Consider the following 23,947-nt stretch of genomic DNA (forward strand, 5'->3'; position numbering starts at 1 on the left):
TTATTTAATTGTTAACCAATTAGGTCTAAACGCTGGCTAAACGCGAATAAGAAACCCCATTCCCTCATGAACAAACAACCATGAAATAACAATAAAAACAATAAATTATGCTTTATATTTTGTTTCTAAAGGGAAATGCATCATCTGCTGCCTCAGAGCGATATTAGCAAAACAATATTGTGAATTGTAGGTGTCACCCTATTTCCCCCGATCTAATATCTCGCATATCGTTATTTATATAGTGATTTATACTGGATAATATTTGTATACGATCTATTGATTTTAAAGCAAATATATTTCTTTTTCCTTTTGGTTTTATATTCTGAATTTGACTTAATTTAATAAAATCTATTTCCAAGCAATACTATTATTTGCAAGAATATTCCCAGCAACACGCCACACGTAAAAAACGTATTTTATTTACCAGAAAATCCATTATCGATTTTCCAAATCTCGTTATTTCTCATAAATAACGGATGTCGGCGTATTGCCCAGAGCAAAAGGATCTGGCTCCAACCGCACGGGCGGCGACATGGCGTTGCCACCGCCGCGGGGGATTTAGATGTGCTGTTCTTTTTATTTAAAAACTCTCTACAGGAACCTGAGAAATGAAACTGAATAAATTAATGCTGGCAACCATGATTGCTTTCGCTTCCGCATCTGTTGCTCATGCCGCATCTAATCAGGGCAGCGGTAAAGTCACCTTTACCGGCGAAATTATCGATGCGCCATGCAGCGTCGCGCCGGAATCCGTTGACCAAACCGTGCCGATGGGCCAGATCAGCAGCCGCATCCTGGCCAACCAGGGTAAATCCAGCATGCAGCCTTTCAACATCGAACTGAAAGATTGCTCCATCTCCACCATGAAAAACGTCAAAGTGACCTTTACCGGCACGCCTGATCCGGTTAACAACAAACTGCTGGCCCTGAGCGGCACGGCAACCGGCGCCGGCATCGTGATCTACGACAACCTGCACTCCAAAGAGGTGGAACTGGGCACCGCGACCGACGGTCAGGGCCTGAACGACGGCGACAACTCGCTGAAATTCGCCGCTTATCTGCAGGGCAGCAGCGCCTCAAGCGCCGTGGTGCCGGGCGACTTCACCAGCGTGGCGAACTTCACCCTGGCTTACCTGTAATACCCCACAGGGGATGTCTCAGGGCATCCCCCGCTTTATTGCATGCCGAGGATACCGGCAAGGGAACAGGGAAAGACAGGGAGACGCCAGCATGACTATCCGCCTTTGCGGCCTGTTGCTCATCGCGCTCAGCGTCGGCAGCGCGGCGGCGGCAGCGAAAAATCAGGGCCACGGCAAAGTCAGCCTGGGCGGCACCATCGTTGAAACGCCGTGCGGCATCGCCAGCGACAGCCTGGATCAAACCGTCGATTTTGGTCTGATTTCCATGACCGACGCCTCGCAGGATGGGCAGTCGGTGCTGATCGGCAGCCGCCGCCATTTCACGATCAAACTGGTGAACTGCGAGCTGGCCAGCCAGGTGAAGCCTGACTTCATCTATCGCGCGGCCAACGTCACGTTCGACGGCACCGCCGACAGCGGGGATCCTTCCCTGCTCGGCGTTTACGGCGAGGCGAAGGGCGTGGCTATCGAGCTGTTGAACGATGCCGGCACGCCGATCCCGCTCGGCAGCACGACGGCGGATTACCAGATCGTCGCCGGCGACAACACGCTGCGCTTTGGCGCGCAGTTGCGCCTGCATCCCGACAAGGCGCGGGCGGGCGGCTTCAGCTCTCTGGCCAAATTCACCCTGTCTTATCTCTAGCGCCGGCGGGCGCTGCACAGCATTACGTATTCAGGTCGTACGGATGACCTGCTATTGGGCGCGGACTTGCCATGAGTGATTATGCTATGACGTCATTACTGACACGGAAACACCTACCTCTCCTCGTCATTCTATCTTTCCTCTGGGTGCGTCCGGCATTTTCCGCCACGGAATTCAATACCGACGTCCTGGATATCGGCGAGCGCAGCAAAGTGGATCTTTCGCGTTTCTCCGACGCCGACTACGTCATGCCCGGCGCTTATTTGCTGGACATCAAGATCAACCAGAAAACGCTGCCCCAGCGCAGCATTCAGTATTTCCCGTCGCCGGATAACAAGAGCGGCAGCCAGGTGTGCCTGCCGCCTGATCTGGTGGAAAAAATGGCGTTAAAAGAAGAAGCGGCCAAAAAAATCACCCTGTGGCACGACAACCAGTGCGCCGACATTCGCGGCATCAAAGGCGCGACCGTCTCCGATCGCATCGGCGGCGGCGTGCTGGCGATCACCATCCCGCAGGCGTGGATGAAATACTCCGATCCCGACTGGACGCCGCCCGAGCAGTGGGACGACGGCATTCCCGGCCTGCTGCTGGACTACAATCTGAGCGGCCAGTTAGGCAAACAGAGCCACAACAACAACACCGCCCAGAACCTGAGCAGCTACGGCACGCTGGGCGCCAACCTGGGCCCCTGGCGCCTGCGCGCGGACTACCAGGCCAATTACAATCAGCAGGCCGGCGATCGCAGCACCGGTTTCGACTGGAACCAGATCTACGCCTACCGCGCGCTGCCGATGCAGGCCGCCAAGCTGACGCTGGGCGAGATCTATCTCGACTCCGGGGTGTTCGACGCCTATCGCTTCACCGGCCTCAATCTGGCCAGCGACGAGCGCATGCTGCCGCCGAACCTGCAGGGCTACGCGCCGGAAGTGCGCGGCATCGCCAAGAGCAACGCCAAGATCACCGTCTCACAGGAAGGCCGCACGCTGTACGAAACCACCGTGCCCGCCGGGCCGTTCGCCATCCAGGATCTCAACAGCTCGGTGCGCGGCAAGCTGGACGTCAAGGTGGAAGAGCAGGACGGCACCGTTTCGACCTTCCAGGTGGATACCGCCACCATTCCGTACCTGACCCGCCCGGGCTACGTGCGCTACAACGTGGCGCTCGGCAAAACCTCGGCCTACGACCACCGCACCCAGGGGCCGCTGTTTTCCGCCAGCGACTTCTCCTGGGGGCTGAGCAACGCCTGGTCGCTGTATGGTGGCGCGCTGCTCGGCGGCGACTATAACGCTTGGGCGCTCGGCCTCGGCCGCGATCTGAACGTGTTCGGCGCCATGTCGCTGGACGTCACCCAGTCGATCGCTCGCCTGCCCGGCGAGCCGACCGCCAGCGGCATGTCGTTCAAGCTCAACTACGCCAAACGCTTCGACGAGCTGAACAGCCAGATCACCTTCGCCGGCTACCGCTTCTCGCAACGCAAATTCATGAACATGTCGCAGTATCTGCAGGAGCGCTACGGCGATTACGACAAGAATTACAACGGCCGTCAGAAAGAGCTGTATACCATCACCGCCAGTAAAACCTTTATGGCGGAAGACAGCGCCAGGGCGATCACCACCTATCTGACTTACTCGCACCAGACCTATTGGGACGCGCGAACCCAGGATCGTTACGGGCTGTCGACCAGCAAGTTGTTCAGCATCGGCGATATCAGCAACATCACCGCCTCGCTGTCGGCTTACCGCACCTATTACCAGGGCCGCACCGACGACAGCGTGATGCTCAACTTCACCGTACCGATCGGCGATCGTCGGCGCGTCGGCTATGCGCTGCAAACCAACAACGGCGACGTCACGCAGACCGCGTCGTACAACGACTACAGCGATCCGGACAATACCTGGCAGGTCAGCGGCGGCTTTAACCAGTCCGGCAAATCGCTGGCGCGCGGGTACTACACCCACAACGCCTCGTTCGGCTCGCTGAACGCCAGCGCCTCTTACCAGCAGGACAGCTACTCGTCGATCGGCGGCTCGTTCCGCGGCGGTCTCACCGCGACCCGGCACGGCATCGCGGCGCATCAGAACTCGAGCAACGGCGGCAGCCGCATGATGCTCGACACCGACGGCATCGCCGGCGTGCCGATCAATAACGGCCGCGCCTACAGCAACCGTTTCGGGCTGGCGGTGATTTCCGACATCACCAGCTACTACGACACCGACACCCGCATCGACGTCAACAAGCTGGCGGACGACGTCGAGGCCACTCGCGCCGTGGTGCAAGGCACGCTGACCGAAGGCGCCATCGGCTACCGCCACTTCGAGGTGGTGAAAGGCAGCAAGCTGCTGGCCACCATTCGCCTCGCGGACGGCAGCGAACCGCCGTTCGGCGCCGCGGTGCTGAGCGAGAAAGGCCGCGAGGTCGCGGTGGTCAACGACGGCGGCTCGGTCTATCTGACCGGCGTACAGCCGGAGGAAAAACTGGATGTCGCCTGGGAAGGCCAACGCCGCTGCCGCATCGTGATCCCGGGCGCCGCCAAGCCGCTGGACCAGCTGCTGCTGCCGTGCGCCACCCTGTAATCCGTAACGCTGAGAAATAATGACATGAACAAACACCCGATAACGCTACTGACCGCCGCCGGCCTGGCCCTGAGCGCCGTACTGCCCACCGCCGACGCGGCGATATCGCTGGATCGCACGCGCGCCGTTTATGTGAGCGACGCCAAATCGATCAGCCTGAATATCGTCAACGAAAACAAAGAGCTGCCTTTCCTGGCGCAGTCCTGGCTGGAGAACGAGCAGCATCAGAAAATCACCTCGCCGCTGGTGGTGCTGCCGCCGTTGCAGCGCGTGGAGCCGAGCGAGCGCAGCGTGGTGCGCATCACCAAGACGCCGGAAGCGGATCGCCTGCCGCAGGATCGCGAGTCGGTGTTCTACTTCAACCTGCGCGAGATCCCGCCGAAAAGCACCAAAACCAACGTGATGCAGCTGGCGCTGCAGACGCAGATCAAGCTGTTTTACCGGCCGAAGGCGATTGTCGCGCCCAAGGGTGAAGTGTGGCAGGAAAAGCTGGTGTTCCGTAAAAGCGGCGGCGCCATCACCGTCGATAACCCGACGCCGTTTTACATCACCCTGACCGGCATGACGCGGCAAACGCAAAAACAGGGCGGCGGCGCGATCGGCGGTTTTCAGCCGCTGATGCTGAAGCCGAAATCCAGCGAAAGCCTCAAGCTGCACGACACCGGCATGAACAGCTTCGTCATCACCTACATCAACGACTACGGCGGCCATCCGGAGCTGCGCTTCGTCTGCAATGGCGGCGTTTGCACCGCCGTGCCCGAGAAAAAATAAGGAGGTCCAGCATGGCTGAATTCACCGATCGACTGCGCCCTCTGCTGCTCGGCGCACTGCTGTGCGGCGGCGGCGCGCTGGCGGCAACGCCGCTGGGCGTGATCGAAGGCACCACCGGCACCGTCAGCTTTCACGGCGGTCTGCTCAGCTCTCCCTGCAGCCTGACGCCGGACAGTCGGGATCAGTCCGTCGATCTGGGCGACGTCAGCGCACGCGACTTCCGTAACGCCGGCGATCGCAGCGCGCCGGTGCGTTTTCGTCTCTCGTTCCGCAATTGCCTGCTGGGCGCGCGCGCGCTGGCGGATAATCCGGCCGGCCCGCGCAACGGCGATGCCGGCCGCCTCTACCTGCAGGGTGAGCAGGCCGCCACGCTGGTGTTTCTCGGCGAAAGCGACGTCGACAACCCGTCGCTGCTGAAGCTGAACGGCGGCGTACAGGGCATCGGCCTGCGGCTGCAAGACCAGCAGGGCCAGGCGCTGGAGCTGAATCAGCGCAGCCGCCCCTACATTCTGCAGCCCGGCAGCAACACCCTGTGGTTCAGCGCCAGCGTGGAATCCACCCAGCGGGCGGTGATGGCGGCCGGGTTCGCCGCCGTGGCGCACATTCAGGTGATTTACCTGTGAGGCTCGAGAACGCAATGAAAACTCAACTGACCAAACTCTGCCTGCCGCTGGCGATTGCGCTGGCGGCCCCCGCCGCCTGGGCCAACGGCTATGTCACGCCGGACGGCGGGCCGAAACAGTTCTATATCGATCTGAATGAAAGCAACATCACCAACCAGGTGGGGTTCACCAAACTGTTTCCCTATGATCTGGGCGGCACCTATACCGGCAAGGTGTATTGCGATACCCCTATCCCCACCAGCCCGCACTTTTACAAGTCGGATTCGGCGTTGCCCCCCTCCGACTACGGCAACGGCTATTTAAAGCTGAATGACTTTTTGGATTTAAAAGCCGAGGTGTGGATTGCCGGCAACAAGAACGCCTACGTCACCGTGCCTTTTTACAACGAATCGAATTTGCTGAGCCAACACCGCTGCCAGCCGCCGTACTTGCAGGTCAACAACTACGGCAGCGGCTCCAAAGGCAAGATCACCTTCCGGGTGCGCAAAAAAATCATTAACGGCGTTGAGATTAACGATCGGCAGATCATCGAGATGTACGGCCGCCTCGGCTCGACCGACGGCGGTTTCGGCCCCAACCCGATGGCGCAGGTGTTTATCCAGTCCGCAATCCTCTACGTGCCCGATAAATGCGTGGTGAACGAAGGCCAGTTGATCAACGTGGAGTTCGGCGAGATCGGCGGCAGCGATCTCAACGGCTCAAACTACCCGCAAAGCATTCCGGTGCGCTTCCAGTGCGAGGGCGGCAGCTTCGAGGACGGCACGCTGAACATCAAGCTGGCGGTGTCGGGCACGGCGGCCTCCTTCAGCAACGAGGTATTCAAAACCGACAAGAACGATCTCGGCATCCGGCTGACGCACAACGGCCAGCTGGTCATCCCGAATGAGTTTTACCCGGTGCCGAACATCGGCAACGGCGGCTCCTGGAACCTGGTGGCGGCGCCGTTCGCCAACGGCGGCGCAGAGATCGGCGAAGGGGAATTCAACGCATCGGCCACCATCGTGGCGGCATTCCAGTAACCGAGGGAGGAACGGAAAATGCGTCTACGCGCTTTAGCGCTGCTGAGCTGCGCGCCCTGGTGGTTTGCCGCCATGCCGGCGGCGGCGAACACCGAGCTTATCGGCGCGCCGGTGCAGTTCCACGGCACCGTGGTGAGCCGCCCGTGCAATATCGAACCGCAGTCCGCCGATCAGCTGGTGGAGATGGGCACGGTGATCGTCAAAACCCTGTACCGCTACGGCCATACCACGCCGGTGCCGTTCAGCATCAAGCTGACCGACTGCAAGACCACGGTGTTCAAATCCGTCAGCGTGACCTTCAGCGGCGCCGAAGACGGAGAGCTGCCGGGCAAGCTGGCGATCAACAACGGCGCGAACGGCGCCGCCATCGCCCTGTTTGATCATCAGGGTGCGGACATCTCTCTGAATAAGGCCACCAGCGCCGTCGCGTTGCAAAACGGCCCCAACAACCTGAACTTCACCGCCTACGTACAAGGGCGGCCGAGCGCGATTCAGAACCAAAGCATTACCGAAGGCGAATTCACGTCCGTCGCCAATTTTGTGCTGGCGTACCAATAAGCCCCGCACCGCCCCAGGGAAATCAGGAAAACGCCCGGCGCGCAATCGCCGGCGATTGGCCGTCACCGTTCGCTCCGGCGCGGCCTTTTAAGGAGGCACCCATGCCAGATATTCGCTTCACGCTGTTCGACAGCGATAACTTCTACCAGCAGGGGCTGCGTCTGCTGCTGCAGGATTATCTGCACTCCCTGAACGAATGCCAGCGCCTGTACCCGCAGTTCTCGCCGCTGGCGCTGCAGGCGTTGGATAACATCGAAATCGTGTTCCGCACGCCGGAAGAGCGCTGGGGCTGCGCCTGCTGTTACCAGAGCCCCTACGGCATCCCGCGTCAGCGGCAGCTGACTCTGCTGATCCTCGACGACACGCCCCAGCAACAGGTGAAAAACCTGCCGCCGCTGTTCAGCATCCATCGGCGCGATTCGGCCTACGCCATCCGCCTCAAGCTGCAGATGGCGTTGGAAAAGTTCATCCTGCATCCGTGGGTGGCGCTGCACGCCGCCGGCCAGTGGAAATGCCAGGCCTGCCGCATCGCCGCGCTCAGCCACTGCGAAAAAAAAGTGTTGGGGTTGATGAGCAGCGGCATGTCCGCCTGCAGCATCGCCGGCCTGCTGCAGCGCAGCCAGAAAACCATCAGCGCCCATAAACGCTCGGCGATGCGCAAGCTGAACGTGCGAAAAAACAGCGAGCTGAATAAGGTGCTGCTGAATCAGCGCGGGCTGAGTTGACTGACAACGGACTCGCGAGTGCCGAAAGAGTGGTTTACTCTGAATACTCATTTTCGCACTGCAAAGCGAGCCGGAATCCATGCCCAGAACAGCCAAAGTCGTTGACGTTCCCGCCCTCGGCGAGCTCGATCGCCAGGCGGGTCAGCTTAGCCACCAGCTGGCGCAGGCTCTGCGTCAGGCCATTCACCGCGGCGATCTGAAAGCGGGCGATCTGCTGCCCTCGACGCGCCGGCTGTCGGCGGCGCTGGATCTGGCGCGCGGCACGGTGTTGGAAGCCTTTGCTCAGCTGACGGCGGAAGGCTTTCTCGAACCGCAGCCCGGCTCCGGCACCCGGGTCGCCCACTATCAGGCGCCGCGCCGCACGCCGCACGCCACGGCACAGGCGAGTTCGGCGGTAGCGGTTCCGCTTTCTTCACAGGCGCAGCATCTGGCGCGCTTTGCCACGCAGGCGCGGGCGCTGCCGCCGGTACCGTTCACTGTGTCAGTGCCAATCGGCGATACCGCGCCCGACGATATCTGGCGGCGGCTCGGCAACCGCATCCGCGCCCGCGGCCCCGGCGCGCCGTCGGGCTACGGCGATCCGCTGGGCGCACTGCCGCTGCGCGAAGCCATCTGCGACTATGTGCGCCGTTCCCGCTCGGTAAACTGTACGCCGCAGCAAATCCTCATTACCTCCGGCACCCAACAGGGGCTGTATCTGGCCGCGCAGATCCTGTTGGACGCCGGCGACAGCGCCTGGGTCGAAGATCCTGCCTACGCCGGCATTACCGCCATTTTCGATAGCCTGTTCCGCGATCGGCGCATGATTAGGGTGCCCGTCGCCGACGACGGCATCGACGTCGCCGCCGGCGTGCGCCTGGCCGCCAATGCCCGCGCCGCCTTTGTCACGCCGTCGCATCAGTATCCGCTGGGCATGCCGATGAGCATGGCGAAAAGAAGCGCCCTGCTGGCCTGGGCCAGAGAGCGACAAGCCTGGATCGTGGAAGACGATTACGACAGCGAGATGCGCTACGCCGGCCACCCGTTCCCTTCGCTGCAGGGGCTGGCGCCCGAGCGGACGCTCTATCTCGGCACCTTCAGCAAGGTGCTGTTCCCTTCGCTGCGGCTGGGTTACGCCATCGTGCCGCCGCCGCTGGTCGACGCCTTTTGCGGCGCCAGGATCCTGATGGATCGCCATCCACCCAGCGCGGATCAATACGTGCTGGCCGCCTTTATCGCCGAAGGGTATCTCGACCGGCATATCCGCAAAATGCGCGGCGTCTACGCCGAGAAGCGTCGGGTGCTGATCGAGGCGATCAACGCTTACATCCCGGCCGAGCTGGCGGTGGTGCAGCCCTGCGATCAGGGCATGCACATGGTGCTGTGGTTGAGAAAAGATCTCGACGACGTGCGGGTCGCCCTGCAGGCCAACGAAGCCGGGTTGGCGCTGCGGGCGGTGTCGCCGATGTATGCGCCCGACCACGGTGAGCCGGGCCTGGTGCTGGGGTTGGGCGGTTACGCCGACCGCCAGGTGCAACAGGCGGTGGAACGGCTCGGACAGGTGATCCTGGCCTGCGCCGGCAGCGGCGCCTAGCGGGAAAAACGTTTGGCGCCGAACACGCAAACCACCACGCCGGCCATCACGGCGATCATCATCGGCTGGACGGTTTCCTGCAGCAGCCAGCCCGCCAGCGCCAGGCCGAAGAACGGCTGCAGCAGCTGCAACTGCCCGACGGCGGCGATGCCGCCCTGCGCCAGGCCGCGATACCAGAAAATAAACCCAATCCACATGCTGAACACCGAGACGTAAACCAGCGACAGCCAGGCAGCGCCGCTGACCACGGGCCAGGCGGCCGGTGCCGCCAACCAGGTGGCCGCCAGCGTCAACGGCAAGGCGACCACCAGCGCCCAGGAGATCGCCTGCCAGCCGCCGATCCGGCGCGACAGCACCGCCCCTTCGGCATAACCCAGGCCGCACAGCAACACCGCCCCGACCATCAGCGCATCCCCTTGCCAGGCGCCGCCGCTCCCCTGGCTCAACGCGAAAGCGCCCACCAGCACGGCGCCGACGCCTGAAAAAGCCCAAAAAGCGGGCTTGGGCCGCTCTCCGCCGCGCAAAACGCCAAAACCGGCGGTCGCCAGCGGCAGCAGGCCGATATACACCAGCGAATGCGCCGAGGTGGTGTGCTGCAGCGCCAACGCCGTCAGCAGCGGAAAACCGATGACCACGCCAAGCGCCACAAACAGCAGCGGCGGCAAATCGGCCCGCGTCGGCCGCGCCTGGCGAGTGATCCGCAGCGCGCACAGGGCCAGCAAAGCGGCGATCGCCGCCCTGATCGCCGTCAGAAACAGCGGATCGAGCTCCAGCACCGCCACCCGGGTGGCGGGCAACGAGCCGCTGAAGATAATCATGCCGAGGAAACCGTTCATCCAGCCCTGAGCCGAATGCCCGACGGCGGGATGAGCAGGGGTAACAACAAGCGTTTTTTCAGACTGACTGTCCATCATGCGAATGCTCCGCACGCCTGAGGCATGCCGAAATCGGCAACCCGCGAGGCGAGGTCATAGTAAAAGAGAACATCGTTCCCCGGCGTCGCTTGCCGGGGCTGCGTTCTATTTTTCAGATAAAGCGGTTCACAGACAGGTCCAGATAGCGAGATTTTCACTGTGCCGGTTGCCAAAGTGCGCCGCTAACGCCAAAGAAGGGCGTTTTTCGGGCTGTCCTTGGCCGTTTGGCGGCTCTGCCTGCAGGGTATCATGGACTTTTATGCGTTTTTGCAGAACAGGACAAGGTGCGGCGCCGTGGTGAAACCCTTCTTACGCAGTGGCAGTTTGGATGATGTGCTGGCTTTAGGCGAAAACGGGCAACCGATCTACGCCTGCGCGCAACAGCTGCGGGAAACCCTGCGTCTTCGCCGACAGCAGCAGGCCGCCGACTGTCTGGCGATCCCCCAGCCGAACGAAAGCGGCACGCGCATCGACTGGTATGCACCCTTTCCGGGCAAGGTGACCTCCTGGCTGGCGGCAAGCGATGCCCAGCGCGCGCAGGCGGTACGGCACCTGGAACACTGCCTGACGACCTTCCGCAGCCTGACGGAGCAGGCTCTGGAGACCGATCACCCCAGCCATCGCCTGTTCGGCGCGCTGTTAGCCAAAACGATGCACATACCCGACCCCAACCACGTTTACCTGGTGGACGATCGGCCGGTGCTGACCTTCTGGGGCTTTATCAAGCCGCAGGCGCAGAGCCCGGACGATCCGTTGGCCTGCCTGCGTCCGATCGAATCGGAAGTGGAAAAACCGGCGCCGATCGCCGCCGCTCCGCGTAAACCGGCCGTTGTCGAACAGGTAAAGCCGGCCCCGGCCGCCGAGCCTGAACCGGTGCCCGCTCCGGCGGCGCCCGTCGAATCCCCCGCCGTTGTTCGCCCACATCGGCGCCACGCGCTGTGGCTGTTGCCGGTACTGCTGCTAGGCAGCGCGGCGCTGGCCGCCTGGCTGCACCGCTTACCGCCGCCGCAACCGGCGATGCCGGCTGAGGTACGGCATCCGGCGCCGCCGAAAAAAACCGCCGCGCCGTTGCCCAAGCTGCGCTTGCCGCTGGCGCACGCCACGCTGATGCCGCCGCCCCCGGCACCGGCCATCCCGCAACCGCTGGACAAAAATGCGCTGGTGCTGCCGCCCGAGGCGGTGAAGGCCGGTTCCACCCGTTTCCTTAACGGCAAATGGCGCGCCACGGTGGCGCTGAAAGACCCGATTACCGGCAAGCGCCCCGGTCTGCAATACCGTCTGAACGGTGGCAAGGGCAGCGCTGTCATCGCCTACGGCGACGGCGTCAGCTGCCGGGTGGCGGTCGAAGCCGGGCTGATGCAGTCCGGCAATCTGGTGATCAACAGCCGCACCAAGGCGCGCTGCAGCGACGGCAGCCGCTACCAGATCCCGGAAATCGTCTGCCGCCAGGGCGAGACCGGGGCCGCGGAATGCACCGGCCGCTACGATGCGGACACCACCTATCCCATGACGTTCAAGCGCGAGAGTAAATGATGCTGGCACCCCTTACGGACTACAAACACGGCATTACGCTGATTCAGGACAGCGGCATTCAGTTTATGGACTTTGCCCTGACGCCGCGGCTGGACGCCGAGTTTCCCGGCAAATTCGTGCGCAAGACCGCCAGCGGCCCGCTGCTGCGCCTGCAATGGGAGGCCGAGAGCGGCAAATATCAGCTGCCGGCCGAGGGTGGGCAAGCCGCCGAAGTGGTGCGGCCGGAGTTCAGCTACCCGCTGCAGCAGTCACTGCGCCTGCTGGATAAGCTCTGGCTGCCGCTGCCCTTCTTGCGCCACACCCCGGCGGGCCTGTTTTTGTCGGGCCCGGACAACTGGGCGCGCCTGCAGGTGGTGCAGCTGGATGAACCGGATCAGGACGGCAACCTGCTGCGCGTGGTGCTGGCCTTCGACACTCGCGCCGCCGCGCCCGGCCAGGAGGCGCTGGTGCCGGGCGAAAGCGATCTCGGCGCCGATCTGAGCTTCGCGCTGGCGCACCGCAACCACGAGCTGGGCGAATTTCTCGATCTGACCTGGGTGGACGGCTGGCTGCGCGAGGCGTTCAGCCAGCGCGCCGCCGAGCGGGAGCAGCGCGCCGAAGTGGAGATCAACGCCGGGCTGAAAACCTTCGAGTATCAGGCGCACTACCTCAACCTGCTGCACATGCTCGGCCACCAGCTGGCGGTGCCGCAGATAAAAATGGCGGCGGCGACGCTGCAGCAACCGGCGATCGGCGTCGATCTGGTGCTGGACGTCGGTAACTCGCACACCTGTGGCGTGCTGGTCGAAGACCACCCGGAAGAGAGCAACGGCCTGAAGCAAACCTACGAGCTGCAGCTGCGTTCGCTGTCCGAACCGCACCGCGTCTACAACGAACTGTTCGAGAGCCGGGTGGAGTTTTCTCAGGCCAGCTTCGGCAAGCCGCATCTGTCGTTCCAGAGCGGGCGCGACGACGCCTTCCAGTGGCCGTCCATCACCCGCGTCGGCCGTGAAGCCGCGCAGCTGGCGCAGCGGCGAACGGGCCATGAAGGCACCACCGGCATTTCCAGCCCGCGCCGCTACCTGTGGGACGAGGAGCGCTATGCGCCCGGCTGGCGCTTCAACGAGCGGCACGAGCCGATGGCCGCCGCCGCGCCGTTGACCACCCTGATCAACGACGAAGGCGTGCCGCTGTCCGCCCTGCCGACGGCGCAACGGCTGCCGGTGTTCGCCGCCCATTACAGCCGCAGCGCGGTGATGAGCCTGATGCTGAGCGAGCTGTTGGCGCAGGCGCTGATGCAGATCAACAGCATCGCCCAGCGCAGCCGCATGCCGAACGCCGCCGCCCCGCGCCGTTTGCGCGCCATCATTCTGACGCTGCCTTCGGCGATGCCGAAACCGGAGCGCGAGATTTTCCGCCGCCGCATGCAGGAGGCGATCGGGCTGGTGTGGAAGGCCCTCGGCTGGCACCCGCAGGATGCGCCGTTCGACGGCGCGCACGCCCGCTTCCCAGCGCCGCAGGTGCAGATGGAGTGGGACGAGGCCACCTGCGGTCAAATGGTCTATCTGTACAACGAAACCCAGGTGAACTTCGCCGGCCGCACCGACGCCTTTTTCGCCGCCATGGCCCGGCCCGACCGGCCGTTGGCGCCAGGTGAGCAGGCGGGAAAAACGCTGCGTATCGCCTCCATCGACATCGGCGGCGGCACCACGGATCTGGCGATCACGCACTACTCGCTCGACGACGGCGTGGGCAACAACATCAAAATCAACCCGCGCCTGCTGTTCCGCGAGGGCTTTAAAGTCGCCGGCGACGATATCCTGCTGGACGCCATCCAGCAGTTTATCCTGCCCGCCGTGCAGCAGGCATTCGAAACCGCCGGCGTGAGCGCCGCCCCGGCGCTGATGGACAGGCTGTTCGGCAACGAAGGGCGCATGGACGGGCTTTCCACCCTGCGTCAGCAGGCCGCGCTGCAGATCTTCATGCCCGCCGGACGCGCGCTGCTCGGCGCCTATGAAGAATACGACCCGCTGGACAACCGGGCGGAAATCGCCGCCAGCCTGGGCGATCTGCTGCCGCAGCCGCCGACGCCGCAGGTGCTGGCGTTTATCAACGGCGAAGTGCAGCGCGAAGCCGACAGCAACGCCTTCGATATCCTGCACACCCCGCTGGTGATCCGCCTGGCCGATCTGCACGCCGCTTTCTTGTCCGATCGCATCGGCATCGGCCGCTGTCTGCGCCTGCTGGCCGAAGTGGTGGCGCTGTATACCTGCGACGTACTGCTGCTGACCGGCCGCCCGGCGCGCTTCCCCGGCGTGCAGGCGCTGCTGCGCCATCTGCAGCCGCTGCCCGCCAGCCGCATTCTGCCGCTCGAGGGGTATCACACCCGCAGCTGGTACCCGTTCAACAAACGCGGCCGCATCGACAACCCGAAATCCACCGCTGCGGTGGGCGCCATGCTGTGCCTGCTGGCGATCGATCTGCGGCTGGAGAGCTTTTACTTCAACGTCGGTGATTTCCAGCCCTACTCCACCATTCGCTATCTGGGCATGCTGGACGGCAACAACATGCTGGCGGACGATAACGTCTATTACCGCGACATCGATCTGGATCGCGCCGATTTCGCGCTCGATCCCGCCGGCAGCTTCCAGCTGCGCGGCCCGCTGCGCCTGGGCTTCCGCCAGTTGGACAACGAACGTTGGCCGGCCTCGCCGCTCTATACGCTGACCATCAATGACGCCCAGTTGGCGCGTAAGCTGGCCGGTGACGCGGTGATCGGCCTGCGGCTGGCCATCACAGCCAGCGCCGAACAGGGCGCCGAAAGCGTCAAGATCGCGCAGGCGGTGCTGGCCGACGGCAGTGCCGTCCCGGCGCACCATCTGCAACTGAAACTCAATACCCTGGCTGCCAGCGCCTCCGGCGCGACCCACTACTGGATAGACAGCGGGAGCATTTACCCACGATGAAAGCGACTACCACCGTCCAATCAGCCCCAAATAACGCGCTCAGCGCCGGCATTCTGCAGGCGATCGACTGGGTGGACGCCGCGCGCCGGCAGTCCGCCCGTTTGGAACAGGAGGCGGATCGCCTGACGCTGCGCCTGCGCCGTTGCCATAATCGCGCCGTCCAGTTGGAAAACACCCAGCCTGCGCAGGTCGCCATCGGTTTGTATGGCCACAACGCCGCCGCCAAGGCCCACCTGCTGGCGGCGCTGGCCCCTGGCGCAAAGCGCTTCAGCGCGGACCTTTCGCTCGCGGTGCGCTACTGCACGGCGGCCGAGGCGGGGCCCGCCGAGTATCCGATCGCCCTCGCCCTGCTCAATGAAGCGCAGTGGCTGGCCATCACGCTCGATGCCGCCGCGATGGGCGGCTTCCGGCTGGACTGGGACGCCCGCGCGATCGCCGGCCATCTGCAAACGTTGGCACGTCACCGCCAAGCAGTCGCCCCCGACGGCCTCAGCGACAGCGATGTGCTGGCGCTGTGGGATAGCCAACGCCGCCACGGCGACAAGGGGCAACAGACGCTGGACAGGCATTTCTGGCCGCAGGCCGTGGCGCTGGCGCCGCAGCTGAGCATCGACGATCGCGCGCGCCTGTTTGCACCGCTGTGGGGAGAAGAAGCGACGCTGACGACGCATTATCGCCAGCTGGCACATACGCTGCATGCCCTCGGTGACAGCCGGCGGGTTCATGCCCCGCGCCGCGCCTTGACGCTGCTGACCGCGAGCGCCGCACCGGAAAACACGGCAATCGTCGTGATGGCCGAACACGGCGGTGAACGGGAGATCGCGCTGAGCGATCTGGCCTGGCTGACCGCCGAAGTGATCACCGGTCTGCCGCAGACGGCGCAGGCGGGCCTGCCCGCCGACGTGGCGCTGATCGACCTGCCCGGCAGCCGCGCCCGCCCGCAGGCGGAGCCGGCGCAGCGGCTGCAACAGGCGAAACGCGCCCATTTGCTGACCCGCTGCGCGGACGGCCTGCACGCCAACCTGCTGCTGGTGACCGATGCCGCCGCCGCGCCGCAGGACGCCGCGCGCATCGGCCAGGCGCTCGCCGGTTGGGTCGACCACACCCAGGGGGAAACCCCGGCGCTGCGCCAACGCCGCAAACCCGGTTTAATTTGGGCAATCACGCCGTTCGACTCACGCCAGGAAGGCAAACCGCGCCCTGACGACGCCGTTCAGCGTCAGGTCGGCGAACCCGGTGACAGCTGGGCCACGCTGCTGGCGCTGGATGAGCAGGATTGCCGCCGCATGGTGAACTACCTGGCCGTACAGGCGCGCCCGGCCCACAAGCAAGCGCGCCTGCTCGAGCTGCGCGAAGAGTTGCAGCGCGAGCTGACGGACAGCCTGCTCGGCAACTGGCTCACCGCCGCCGATCCGTACGCGACCCAGCAACGCGCCCAACAGCTGCTGCGCGCGCTGCAGGCGCAGGCCGGCCGCCACGGCGAACTGCTGGAACGACTGTTGCCCCAGCGCGATACGCTGCGCCAGCTTTACCAGCAACAGCAGCACGCCGCGCCGACCCCGGCGACGCCTGCGCCGTTCGGGCTCGACATCGATCTGTTCGGCGCACCGGAAACGCCGGCCTCCGGCGAGCCCCCCGCGTCACCCTTTGCCGCGCGGGTATTCGCGGATTGGATCAACCATCTGCGCAGCCTGCCGGACAACCGCCGGTTGCTGGATCTGCTCGGTGTCGACAAACCGCATCTCGAACTGCTGGTCGATGCGTTGATCGGCGCCGCCTGCCGCCAGCGGCTCGACGACGAACTGGAGCGCGCGCTGTGCGCCGGCGGCCTGCCGGAACAGGGAGAAGATCGGCAGATCAGCCAGGCGCTGGCGCTACTGGGCGACTTCGTCGCCTGGCTCGGCTTCCAGCGGCGCGATGTGGCAACGCGCCCCGAGAGCCGCGTCAATCCCGGCCAGCCGATCTTTACCCCGCCGCCGCAGCCGGCGGTGGACTGGAGCGGCCAGCAGCGGCTCACCCGGCTGGCGCCGACGCCAACCAAAAATACCGCGTTTTATATCTATGACTGGCTGATCGGCCTGCAGACCCTGCTGGCGGAAAATGCCGCGCAGGCGCAGCCCGCGCTGGCAGACGAGCAGCGCGCCGCACTGGCGGCGATCGTCGCCGCCCTACGCGCTGTGCCGTAGCGGGCGCAAGCCGGGCCGGACACCGCCGCGCAGTCAGTGGCAGGCCGGACCGGCCGACATCACTTCGCGGAAATGGGTGACCAGCGGGCGCAGGTTGGCCTTGTGCCACACGGCCCACAGCTGCGTGGTGTATTGCATCCAGGGCAGTTCGCGCAGCACTACGCCTTGCGGCGCGTTATGCCGCAGGCTGTGCTGGATCAGCGTCATCCCCAACCCGGCGGCGACCAGCCCCAACGCAGTCAGCGGCTCGCCCGCTTCCAGCCGAATATCCGGATCGAACCCGGCCTTCACGCAGGCCGCCACGAAGTCGTCGCGCGAATGGGCATCCTCTTTGTGGATCACCGAGATCCAGGCCTGATCGGTGAGATCCGCCGGCTGCAGCGTTTCCCTGTCCGCCAGCGGATGTGTCTGCGGCAGGGCCAGCAACATGCGATCGTCCAACACCTGCGTATAGTCCAAATCCTGATCGTCGCGATCCGGCGCCGTATTGACCAGCGCCACGTCCAGGCTGCGCTGCCGCAGCCCTTCCAGCTGCATGGAAGAAGGCTGGCTGTAAAGCACGATGTGCACATCCGGCCGGGACACCCGCAGCGACCGCAAGGCGTTCGACAAGACGCCGGAGTGCATCGCATTTTCGATATAGCCAATGCACAGCCCGCCGTCTTCCCCGCGCCCCAGACGGCGCCCAAGCGACTCGAGCCGGGTGGCGTGCGTCAACAGCGCGCGGGTTTCTGCCAGAAACGTCTGGCCGTCGGCGGTCAGGCGGATGCGCTGCTGATTGCGTTCGAACAGCATCAATCCGAGGCGCTCCTCAAGCTGGGAAATCTGCCGGCTCAGCGGTGACTGGGAAATGTGCAGCCGTTCGGCGGCGCGGCCGACGTGCTCTTCTTCCGCCACCGCCACAAAGTATTTCAACTGACGTAAATCGATCATGTGAGACCTCAAAGGACTTAACTTAGACAAATTATGTCCTATCAAGTCACAACTTGCCAAGTTATCTTTAGCCTCGTGACGGGGCAGACGCTGTATGAGCCCCACTAGTTTCCCTGAAAAGATAACGAATTGAGGATTCACCATGAGCATCAAAAATATTTTACCCGGCAAGATCGGTTTGGGCGGCGCGCCGCTCGGCAATATGTTCCGCGCCATTCCAGAAGAAGAAGCGCTGGCTACCGTAACCAGCGCCTGGGACTTGGGCATCCGCTACTTCGACACCGCACCGCTTTACGGTTCCGGCCTGTCGGAAATTCGCATGGGCGAAGCGCTCTCTCAGTATCCACGCGATGAGTTCGTGCTGAGCACCAAAGTGGGCCGCATCATGCTGGACGAAATGGAAGATCCCGCCGCTCGCGATCTGGGTGAGAAAGGCGGCCTGTTCGAACACGGTTTGAAAAACAAGATCCTGAACGACTACTCGGAAGACGGCACGCTTCGCTCCATTGAACACAGCCTGAAGCGTCTTAAAACCGACCGTCTGGATATCGTCTGGATCCACGACGTCGCTCAGGATTTCTACGGCGACAGCTGGCTGGAACAGTTCAATATCGCCCGTACCGGCGCCTTCCGCGCACTGTCCCGCCTGCGTGACGAAGGCGTGATCAAAGCCTGGGGCCTCGGGGTCAACCGCGTCGAGCCTTGCGAACTGACGCTGGCGCTTGATGAGCCGAAACCGGATGCCTTCCTGCTGGCCGGCCGCTACAGCCTGCTGGATCACGAACGCGCCCTGCAACGCCTGATGCCGGAAGCGCTGGAACAGAATGTCGATATCGTCGTCGGCGGCCCATACAGCTCCGGTGTGCTGGCCGGCGGCGAACATTTCGAATATCAGAAAGCGTCCCCGGCTATTCGCCAGCAAGTCGCGAAAATCAAAGAGATCGCCGCTCGCTTCCAGGTAGACGTCAAAGCCGCTGCGCTGCAATTCGCGCTGGCTAACCCGGCCGTCGCCGCCGTGATCCCCGGTTCGAGCCGTCCTGGCCGCATGGCCGAAGATCTGGCTGCGCTGGATGCAGTGATCCCGGCTGAGTTCTGGGCGGAGATGCGCCGTCAGAAACTGGTGGCCGACAACGCGCCGCTGCCGATTCGTTAAGTTTTATGGGGCCGCACCCCGGCCCCATTACCCACATGACAGAGTGATATACATGATGAAACTGGATCTTTCAGGCAAAGTCGCCGTCGTCAGCGGCTCCACCTCCGGCATCGGTCTCGGCATCGCGCGCGGGCTTGCCAAAACGGGCGCCACCGTGGTGATCGTCGGCCGTCAGAAAGCCGGGGTCGATAACGCCATCGCCGACATCAGCGCCAACGTGCCCGGCGCGCAGGTACGCGGCGTGGTCGCCGATCTCGGCACCGAACAAGGGGCTGCAACCCTGTTCGCCGCGGAGCCTAAAGCCGACGTGCTGGTCAACAACCTCGGTATTTTCAACGATAAAGACTTCTTTACCGTGCCCGACAGCGAGTGGATGCACTTCTATAACGTCAACGTCCTCTCGGGCGTGCGTCTGGCGCGCCACTACGCGCAGAGCATGACCGAACAGGGCTGGGGACGCATTATTTTCGTGTCGTCCGAATCCGGCGTCGCCATCCCGGCGGATATGATCAACTACGGCGTGACCAAAAGCGCCAACCTGGCGGTATCTCACGGCCTGGCGAAGCGCCTCGCCGGCACCGGCGTGACGGTCAACGCCATCCTGCCAGGGCCAACCTTTACCGAAGGCCTGCAGGAGATGCTGGCGGAAGCGGCGGCCAAATCCGGGCGCAGCGCGCGCGATCAGGCCGACGAGTTCGTTAAAACCGAACGCCCAAGCTCCATCATTCAACGCGCGGCGGACGTCGATGAAGTGGCCAACCTGGCCGTTTACCTTGCGTCTCCGCTGTCTTCGGCCACTACCGGCGCGGCGCTGCGCGTCGACGGCGGCGTCGTCGACACCCTGGCAATGTAATTCCGTACCCTAAACCGATATCAAGAGAGAAAGAAAATGGCTACTACATCCGTATCTATGAACATCCCGGCATCCGCCGACACCGTATGGCAACTGATCGGCGGCTTCGACGCCCTGCCTGACTGGCTGCCGTTCATTCCGAAAAGCGTCGTTTCTGAAGGCGGCCGCGTGCGCACTTTGACGACCTCTGACGGCGGTACCGTTATCGAGCGGCTGGAAGCGTTCGACAACCGTCAACGCAGCTACAGCTACTCCATCATGCAGGCGCCGTTCCCGGTGGTGAATTACCTGTCCACCCTGTCGGTACACGCCACCGACGACGCCAACGTGGCGCGCGTGGAATGGTCGGGCAGCTTCACGCCGGTCAATATCAGCGACGACGAAGCCGTCGCCCTGTTCCATGGCATCTACCAGGATGGCCTGGATGCGCTGAGCGGCAACTTCCCGCGTTAATGCGTGAACACTCCTCACGCTTACGGCCGATGGTGAAAACCATCGGCCATTTTTTTGCTTTAGCTCTGGAGCAGGATAAATCCGCCAGCGCCGTTTATGCTGTAAAGGAGACTTCCGTTTGAGGAGATGGCCGTGCGCCCTTTCAGCCTGAAGACTATCGACCATGTGGTGCTGCGCGTGCGCGATATGCAGAAAAGCCTGCATTTTTATACCCGGATCGTCGGCTGTGATATCGCCAAACAGCGGCCGGATTTGGGGCTGATGCACCTGCGCGCCGGAGCGGCCATGATCGATCTGGTGGATATTAACGGCGTGTTGGGGAAAAAAGGCGGCACGGCGCCCGATCCTCACCGGCAAAATGTCGATCACATCTGCCTGCGCATCGATCCTTTCAACGAGGACGAGCTGTTGGCCTATCTGCGATCGCAGGGGATCGGCGTTGATCCCGCCGAATCGCGCTATGGCGCTGAAGGCGACGGCCCGTCCATTTATTTCAGCGATCCGGACGGCAATCGCGTGGAATTGAAGGGGCCGGCGATCGGCTAGATCCTGGCGCTCCCGTTGATGTCGGACAGCCGTTGGCGATCCGTCACCCGCAGTGATTTGTTTTTAAATTGAATGATGCCGTCCGCCGCGAGCTGCGCCAGCGCGCGGCTCAGCTGTCTGACGGAGATGCCCAATCTCGCCGCCAGCGCCTCCCGGTTTTCCAGCTCAATCAATTCCCCTTCGTTCTTTATCTTGAATAATAAAAATTTTCGCAGTTTATACTCCGCCGTAAAAACGCCGTTCGCATGCAGCAAAGAGGCATTCAGCAGCTTATTGCTCAATTGCCGGCAGATAAAGGTGAGGAACGCCGGGTCGCTCAGGGCGTGATTGTTGATGGCCTCTATCGGTGCCGCGAGGAGCAGCGCGTCGGTCACCGCCTGCACGGTGCTGAACAGCGTGCGCTGCGCCTGGGAGAACAGCTCCAGATCGCCAATCACCGAGAAATCCGTTTCGAAGGAAAAGACAATGTGCGCGCCATTCACATCAAAATTCTCAACCTGCAATTTTCCCTGCACGAGAAAAAACAGGTGGGTCAAACGATCGCTTTGCGTCACCAGGTATTCGCCGGCTTCGACGCTGACCAGGCGCAGTGCGGCGAGCAGCGTGGGCGAAAGCGCCGTTCGCAGATCGTGAGCGTCAATAAAAGCTTCTTTTAGCTTGCTGTCACCGACCGTTTTCAAGGCGATTCACTCCCAGGGCTCATCCTTAAACGTCTTACATCCTCGCTTTCGACTGCGTTCAGCATAGCCGACGCGCTTCAGAACGAAAAAGGACATCTGACCTTTTTTGCCTTAGGTCCTCTGGGTACTTTCTCCGCATAGCCCACCCGAGGAGATGGCCATGCGACATATTTTGATAGATACCGATACTGCTTCCGACGATGCCGTCGCGCTGCTGATGGCGTTGCGCGCACCCGACGTAAAGGTGGAAGCGATCACCACCGTCGCGGGAAACTGCCCGCTTGAACAGTGCGTCAAAAATGCACTTATCTGCGTGGAAAAAGCGGGAGCCTATGCGCCCCCGGTTTATGCCGGCATGGCGAAACCGCTTTTGCGAACGCGTTATCATTCGCACCATATTCACGGCGAAGACGGCATGGGCGACATGGCCTTGCCCGATCCGCGCCAGAGCGCCGAACCCGTTCATGCCGTGGACGCCATCATCGACTGCGCCGCACGGCTCAATGGCGAGCTGGAAATCGTCACCCTCGGGCCGTTGACCAATCTCGCGATGGCGGTACTGAAAGCGCCCACGCTGGCCGAAAAAGTGAAGAGGGTTTATGTGATGGGCGGTTCCGGGCTGATGCCCGGCAATATCACCCCGCTGGCCGAATTTAATTTTTACGCCGATGCCGAGGCCGCGCATCTGGTGCTCACTGCCGGGCTGCCGCTCACCCTCGTTGGCTGGGAGATCGGCATGGGGGAAGCATTTATCAACGAACGCGATATAGAGCGATTGAATAATCTCGGCGAACTGGGGCGCTTTGCCGTGCGCTGCAATCGCACGCTGATGGCGTTCAACGCCATGCGCACCGAACGTAAAGGCTTTGATTTGCCCGATCCGACCACCATGGCGGTGGCGCTCTACCCGGACATCGTCGAAACCAGTCTGGAGGCGTATTCCTGGGTTGAATATAAAAGTGAAAGGTCTTACGGCCATTACGTCATCGATTCCACCCACCTGACCGGCGAACCGGCCAATGCGCGCGTGATCACCCGCATCAAACCCGGCCTGTTTAAAGAAAAGCTGTTCTCGTTGTTATCTCAGCCGTTAATGAAATAAGTGGCCCGTATGAAATTCGATCCAAGAAAATTGAAGAAAGTGGAATTACACGTCCATTTGGATACCTGTTTAAGCTACCACTATGTCAAAAAGGTCGACCCGCAAATAACCAGAGCGGCATTTAATCGGCAATTTATCGCGCCGAAGCGATGCGCCGATCTGGGGAACTTTTTAAGCAAGATAGCGCCGCAAATAGATCTATTACAGACACGCCAGGCGATAACGCTGGCCGTCGGGGACTTATTCGCGCAGTTGGCGGCGGATAATGTCATCTATGCCGAGCTGCGCTTCGCGCCGCTGCTGCATACCCGGCTGGGATTAACCGGCGAAGCGGTGGTCGAGACGGTGCTGGCGGCCATGCATCACGCATCACGGGCTTACGGCATCGCCGCCGGGCTGATCCTGTGTACGCTGCGACATTTCGACGCGGCCGCCAGCCTGCAAACGGCGAAACTGGTTATCGATTATCAGGGAAGCGGCGTGGTGGCGCTGGATTTGGCCGCCGATGAAGCGCGTTACCCGCTGGCCAATCACGTAGCGGCCTTTCGGGCGGTGCGCGAAGCCGGCGGCAACGTCATCGCCCACGCCGGCGAGGCGAAGGGCGCCGACAGCGTACGGGAAACGCTGGAGCAGCTACAGGTGTCGCGCATCGGCCACGGCGTCAGGAGCATCGAGGATGCTGCCCTTATCGAGCGTCTGATAGCCACCGGCGTCCTGCTCGAGATCTGCCCCAGCTGCAATCTCGTCTGCAATCTGTTCGACAGCATCGACGATCATCCGATAGATCGGCTGAAAAGGATGGGAGTGCGGCTGAACGTGAATACCGATGCGCGCACCGTCGCCGACACCACGCTGAACAAGGAGTATCAGCTGTTGCATGACGCCTTCGGCTGGCAGGATGACGATTTTAACCGCAGCAACCGACAGGCGCTGGAGGCGAGTTTTCTCGACGGCAACACTAAAATGAAATTAATGAATCAGCTCAAGGCCGGGCCAATGTGACCCGGCACGTGTTAAGGCTGAGC

General features: G+C 62.5%; 21 protein-coding genes. 18 read left to right on the forward strand and 3 right to left on the reverse strand.

Translation table 11 applies throughout. The features are described 5' to 3' along the window. The first annotated feature begins 608 nt into the window (after positions 1–608). From L085_RS03400 to L085_RS03440, 9 genes are all read left to right on the forward strand, one after another. Positions 609–1,139 carry a fimbrial protein gene (locus tag L085_RS03400; protein ID WP_004930897.1) on the forward strand — a complete coding sequence of 177 codons (531 nt, stop codon included), beginning with the start codon at positions 609–611 and terminating at the stop codon, positions 1,137–1,139. A 91-nt stretch (positions 1,140–1,230) separates the two neighbouring features. After that, positions 1,231–1,782 (forward strand): fimbrial protein, encoded by a 552-nt coding sequence (locus L085_RS03405; RefSeq protein WP_004930899.1) that lies wholly within the window; start codon positions 1,231–1,233, stop codon positions 1,780–1,782. An 86-nt stretch (positions 1,783–1,868) separates the two neighbouring features. Beyond that, positions 1,869–4,355 carry a fimbria/pilus outer membrane usher protein gene (locus L085_RS03410; protein WP_049870632.1) on the forward strand — a complete coding sequence of 829 codons (2,487 nt, stop codon included), beginning with the start codon at positions 1,869–1,871 and terminating at the stop codon, positions 4,353–4,355. A 24-nt stretch (positions 4,356–4,379) separates the two neighbouring features. Continuing rightward, positions 4,380–5,126, forward strand: a complete 747-nt coding sequence (locus tag L085_RS03415) for a molecular chaperone (RefSeq protein ID WP_021505171.1) — start codon at positions 4,380–4,382, stop codon at positions 5,124–5,126. Between the two features lie 11 nt (positions 5,127–5,137). Further along, on the forward strand, positions 5,138–5,749 hold the full coding sequence (locus L085_RS03420) for a fimbrial protein (protein ID WP_004930909.1): 612 nt from the start codon (positions 5,138–5,140) through the stop codon (positions 5,747–5,749). Between the two features lie 14 nt (positions 5,750–5,763). Next, positions 5,764–6,768 (forward strand): fimbrial protein, encoded by a 1,005-nt coding sequence (locus L085_RS03425; protein WP_004930911.1) that lies wholly within the window; start codon positions 5,764–5,766, stop codon positions 6,766–6,768. Between the two features lie 18 nt (positions 6,769–6,786). Next, positions 6,787–7,326 carry a fimbrial protein gene (locus L085_RS03430; RefSeq protein ID WP_015379347.1) on the forward strand — a complete coding sequence of 180 codons (540 nt, stop codon included), beginning with the start codon at positions 6,787–6,789 and terminating at the stop codon, positions 7,324–7,326. A 101-nt stretch (positions 7,327–7,427) separates the two neighbouring features. Next, entirely contained in the window at positions 7,428–8,051 is a 624-nt protein-coding gene (locus L085_RS03435) for a LuxR C-terminal-related transcriptional regulator (RefSeq protein WP_044030047.1), read from the forward strand. A gap of 79 nt (positions 8,052–8,130) precedes the next feature. Continuing rightward, positions 8,131–9,624, forward strand: a complete 1,494-nt coding sequence (locus L085_RS03440) for a PLP-dependent aminotransferase family protein (RefSeq protein WP_044030048.1) — start codon at positions 8,131–8,133, stop codon at positions 9,622–9,624. On the opposite strand, the gene L085_RS03445 is transcribed toward L085_RS03440, so the two are convergent. Then, positions 9,621–10,535 (reverse strand): DMT family transporter, encoded by a 915-nt coding sequence (locus L085_RS03445; RefSeq protein WP_044031921.1) that lies wholly within the window; start codon positions 10,533–10,535, stop codon positions 9,621–9,623. The two genes, L085_RS03440 and L085_RS03445, sit on opposite strands and share 4 nt — an antisense overlap. A gap of 297 nt (positions 10,536–10,832) precedes the next feature. On the opposite strand from L085_RS03445, the gene L085_RS03450 reads away from it, so the two are divergent. Genes L085_RS03450 through L085_RS03460 form a run of 3 tightly spaced genes read left to right on the forward strand, consistent with a single transcriptional unit; the run spans position 10,833 to position 17,202 of the window. Next, positions 10,833–12,071, forward strand: a complete 1,239-nt coding sequence (locus L085_RS03450; protein WP_044031922.1) for an SrfA family protein — start codon at positions 10,833–10,835, stop codon at positions 12,069–12,071. Further along, positions 12,071–15,016: a virulence factor SrfB gene (locus tag L085_RS03455; RefSeq protein ID WP_044031923.1), complete on the forward strand. Its 2,946-nt coding sequence runs from the start codon at positions 12,071–12,073 to the stop codon at positions 15,014–15,016. Before L085_RS03450 ends, L085_RS03455 begins: the two co-directional genes overlap by 1 nt. Next, the gene (locus tag L085_RS03460; protein WP_044030049.1) at positions 15,013–17,202 is read left to right on the forward strand and encodes a virulence factor SrfC family protein; all 2,190 of its coding nucleotides are present in this window, start codon (positions 15,013–15,015) and stop codon (positions 17,200–17,202) included. The genes L085_RS03455 and L085_RS03460 overlap by 4 nt, the downstream gene beginning before the upstream one ends. Positions 17,203–17,235: 33 nt before the next feature. Here L085_RS03460 and L085_RS03465 read toward each other — a convergent pair whose 3' ends face one another. Then, on the reverse strand, positions 17,236–18,135 hold the full coding sequence (locus L085_RS03465; protein ID WP_015379354.1) for a LysR substrate-binding domain-containing protein: 900 nt from the start codon (positions 18,133–18,135) through the stop codon (positions 17,236–17,238). 142 nt (positions 18,136–18,277) lie between these two features. Here L085_RS03465 and L085_RS03470 point away from each other — a divergent pair, with 142 nt between their 5' ends. From L085_RS03470 to L085_RS03485, 4 genes are all read left to right on the forward strand, one after another. Beyond that, positions 18,278–19,288, forward strand: a complete 1,011-nt coding sequence (locus L085_RS03470) for an aldo/keto reductase (RefSeq protein ID WP_015379355.1) — start codon at positions 18,278–18,280, stop codon at positions 19,286–19,288. A gap of 55 nt (positions 19,289–19,343) precedes the next feature. After that, positions 19,344–20,141: an SDR family oxidoreductase gene (locus L085_RS03475; protein WP_004930955.1), complete on the forward strand. Its 798-nt coding sequence runs from the start codon at positions 19,344–19,346 to the stop codon at positions 20,139–20,141. Positions 20,142–20,177: 36 nt separating this feature from the next. Next, entirely contained in the window at positions 20,178–20,594 is a 417-nt protein-coding gene (locus L085_RS03480; protein ID WP_031300306.1) for an SRPBCC family protein, read from the forward strand. 126 nt (positions 20,595–20,720) lie between these two features. After that, entirely contained in the window at positions 20,721–21,140 is a 420-nt protein-coding gene (locus L085_RS03485; RefSeq protein WP_004930960.1) for a VOC family protein, read from the forward strand. On the opposite strand, the gene L085_RS03490 is transcribed toward L085_RS03485, so the two are convergent. Next, a complete protein-coding gene (locus L085_RS03490; RefSeq protein ID WP_021505201.1) occupies positions 21,137–21,820 on the reverse strand; it encodes a cyclic nucleotide-binding domain-containing protein in 684 nt (227 codons plus the stop codon). The two genes, L085_RS03485 and L085_RS03490, sit on opposite strands and share 4 nt — an antisense overlap. Positions 21,821–21,980: 160 nt before the next feature. On the opposite strand from L085_RS03490, the gene L085_RS03495 reads away from it, so the two are divergent. Both L085_RS03495 and add read left to right on the forward strand, forming a co-directional pair. Continuing rightward, the gene (locus L085_RS03495; protein WP_044030052.1) at positions 21,981–22,922 is read left to right on the forward strand and encodes a nucleoside hydrolase; all 942 of its coding nucleotides are present in this window, start codon (positions 21,981–21,983) and stop codon (positions 22,920–22,922) included. 9 nt (positions 22,923–22,931) lie between these two features. Beyond that, positions 22,932–23,924 (forward strand): adenosine deaminase, encoded by a 993-nt coding sequence (gene add / locus L085_RS03500; protein WP_044030053.1) that lies wholly within the window; start codon positions 22,932–22,934, stop codon positions 23,922–23,924. The last annotated feature ends 23 nt before the right edge of the window (positions 23,925–23,947 follow it).

The organism is Serratia sp. FS14 (assembly GCF_000695995.1).
GTDB lineage: Bacteria > Pseudomonadota > Gammaproteobacteria > Enterobacterales > Enterobacteriaceae > Serratia > Serratia nematodiphila.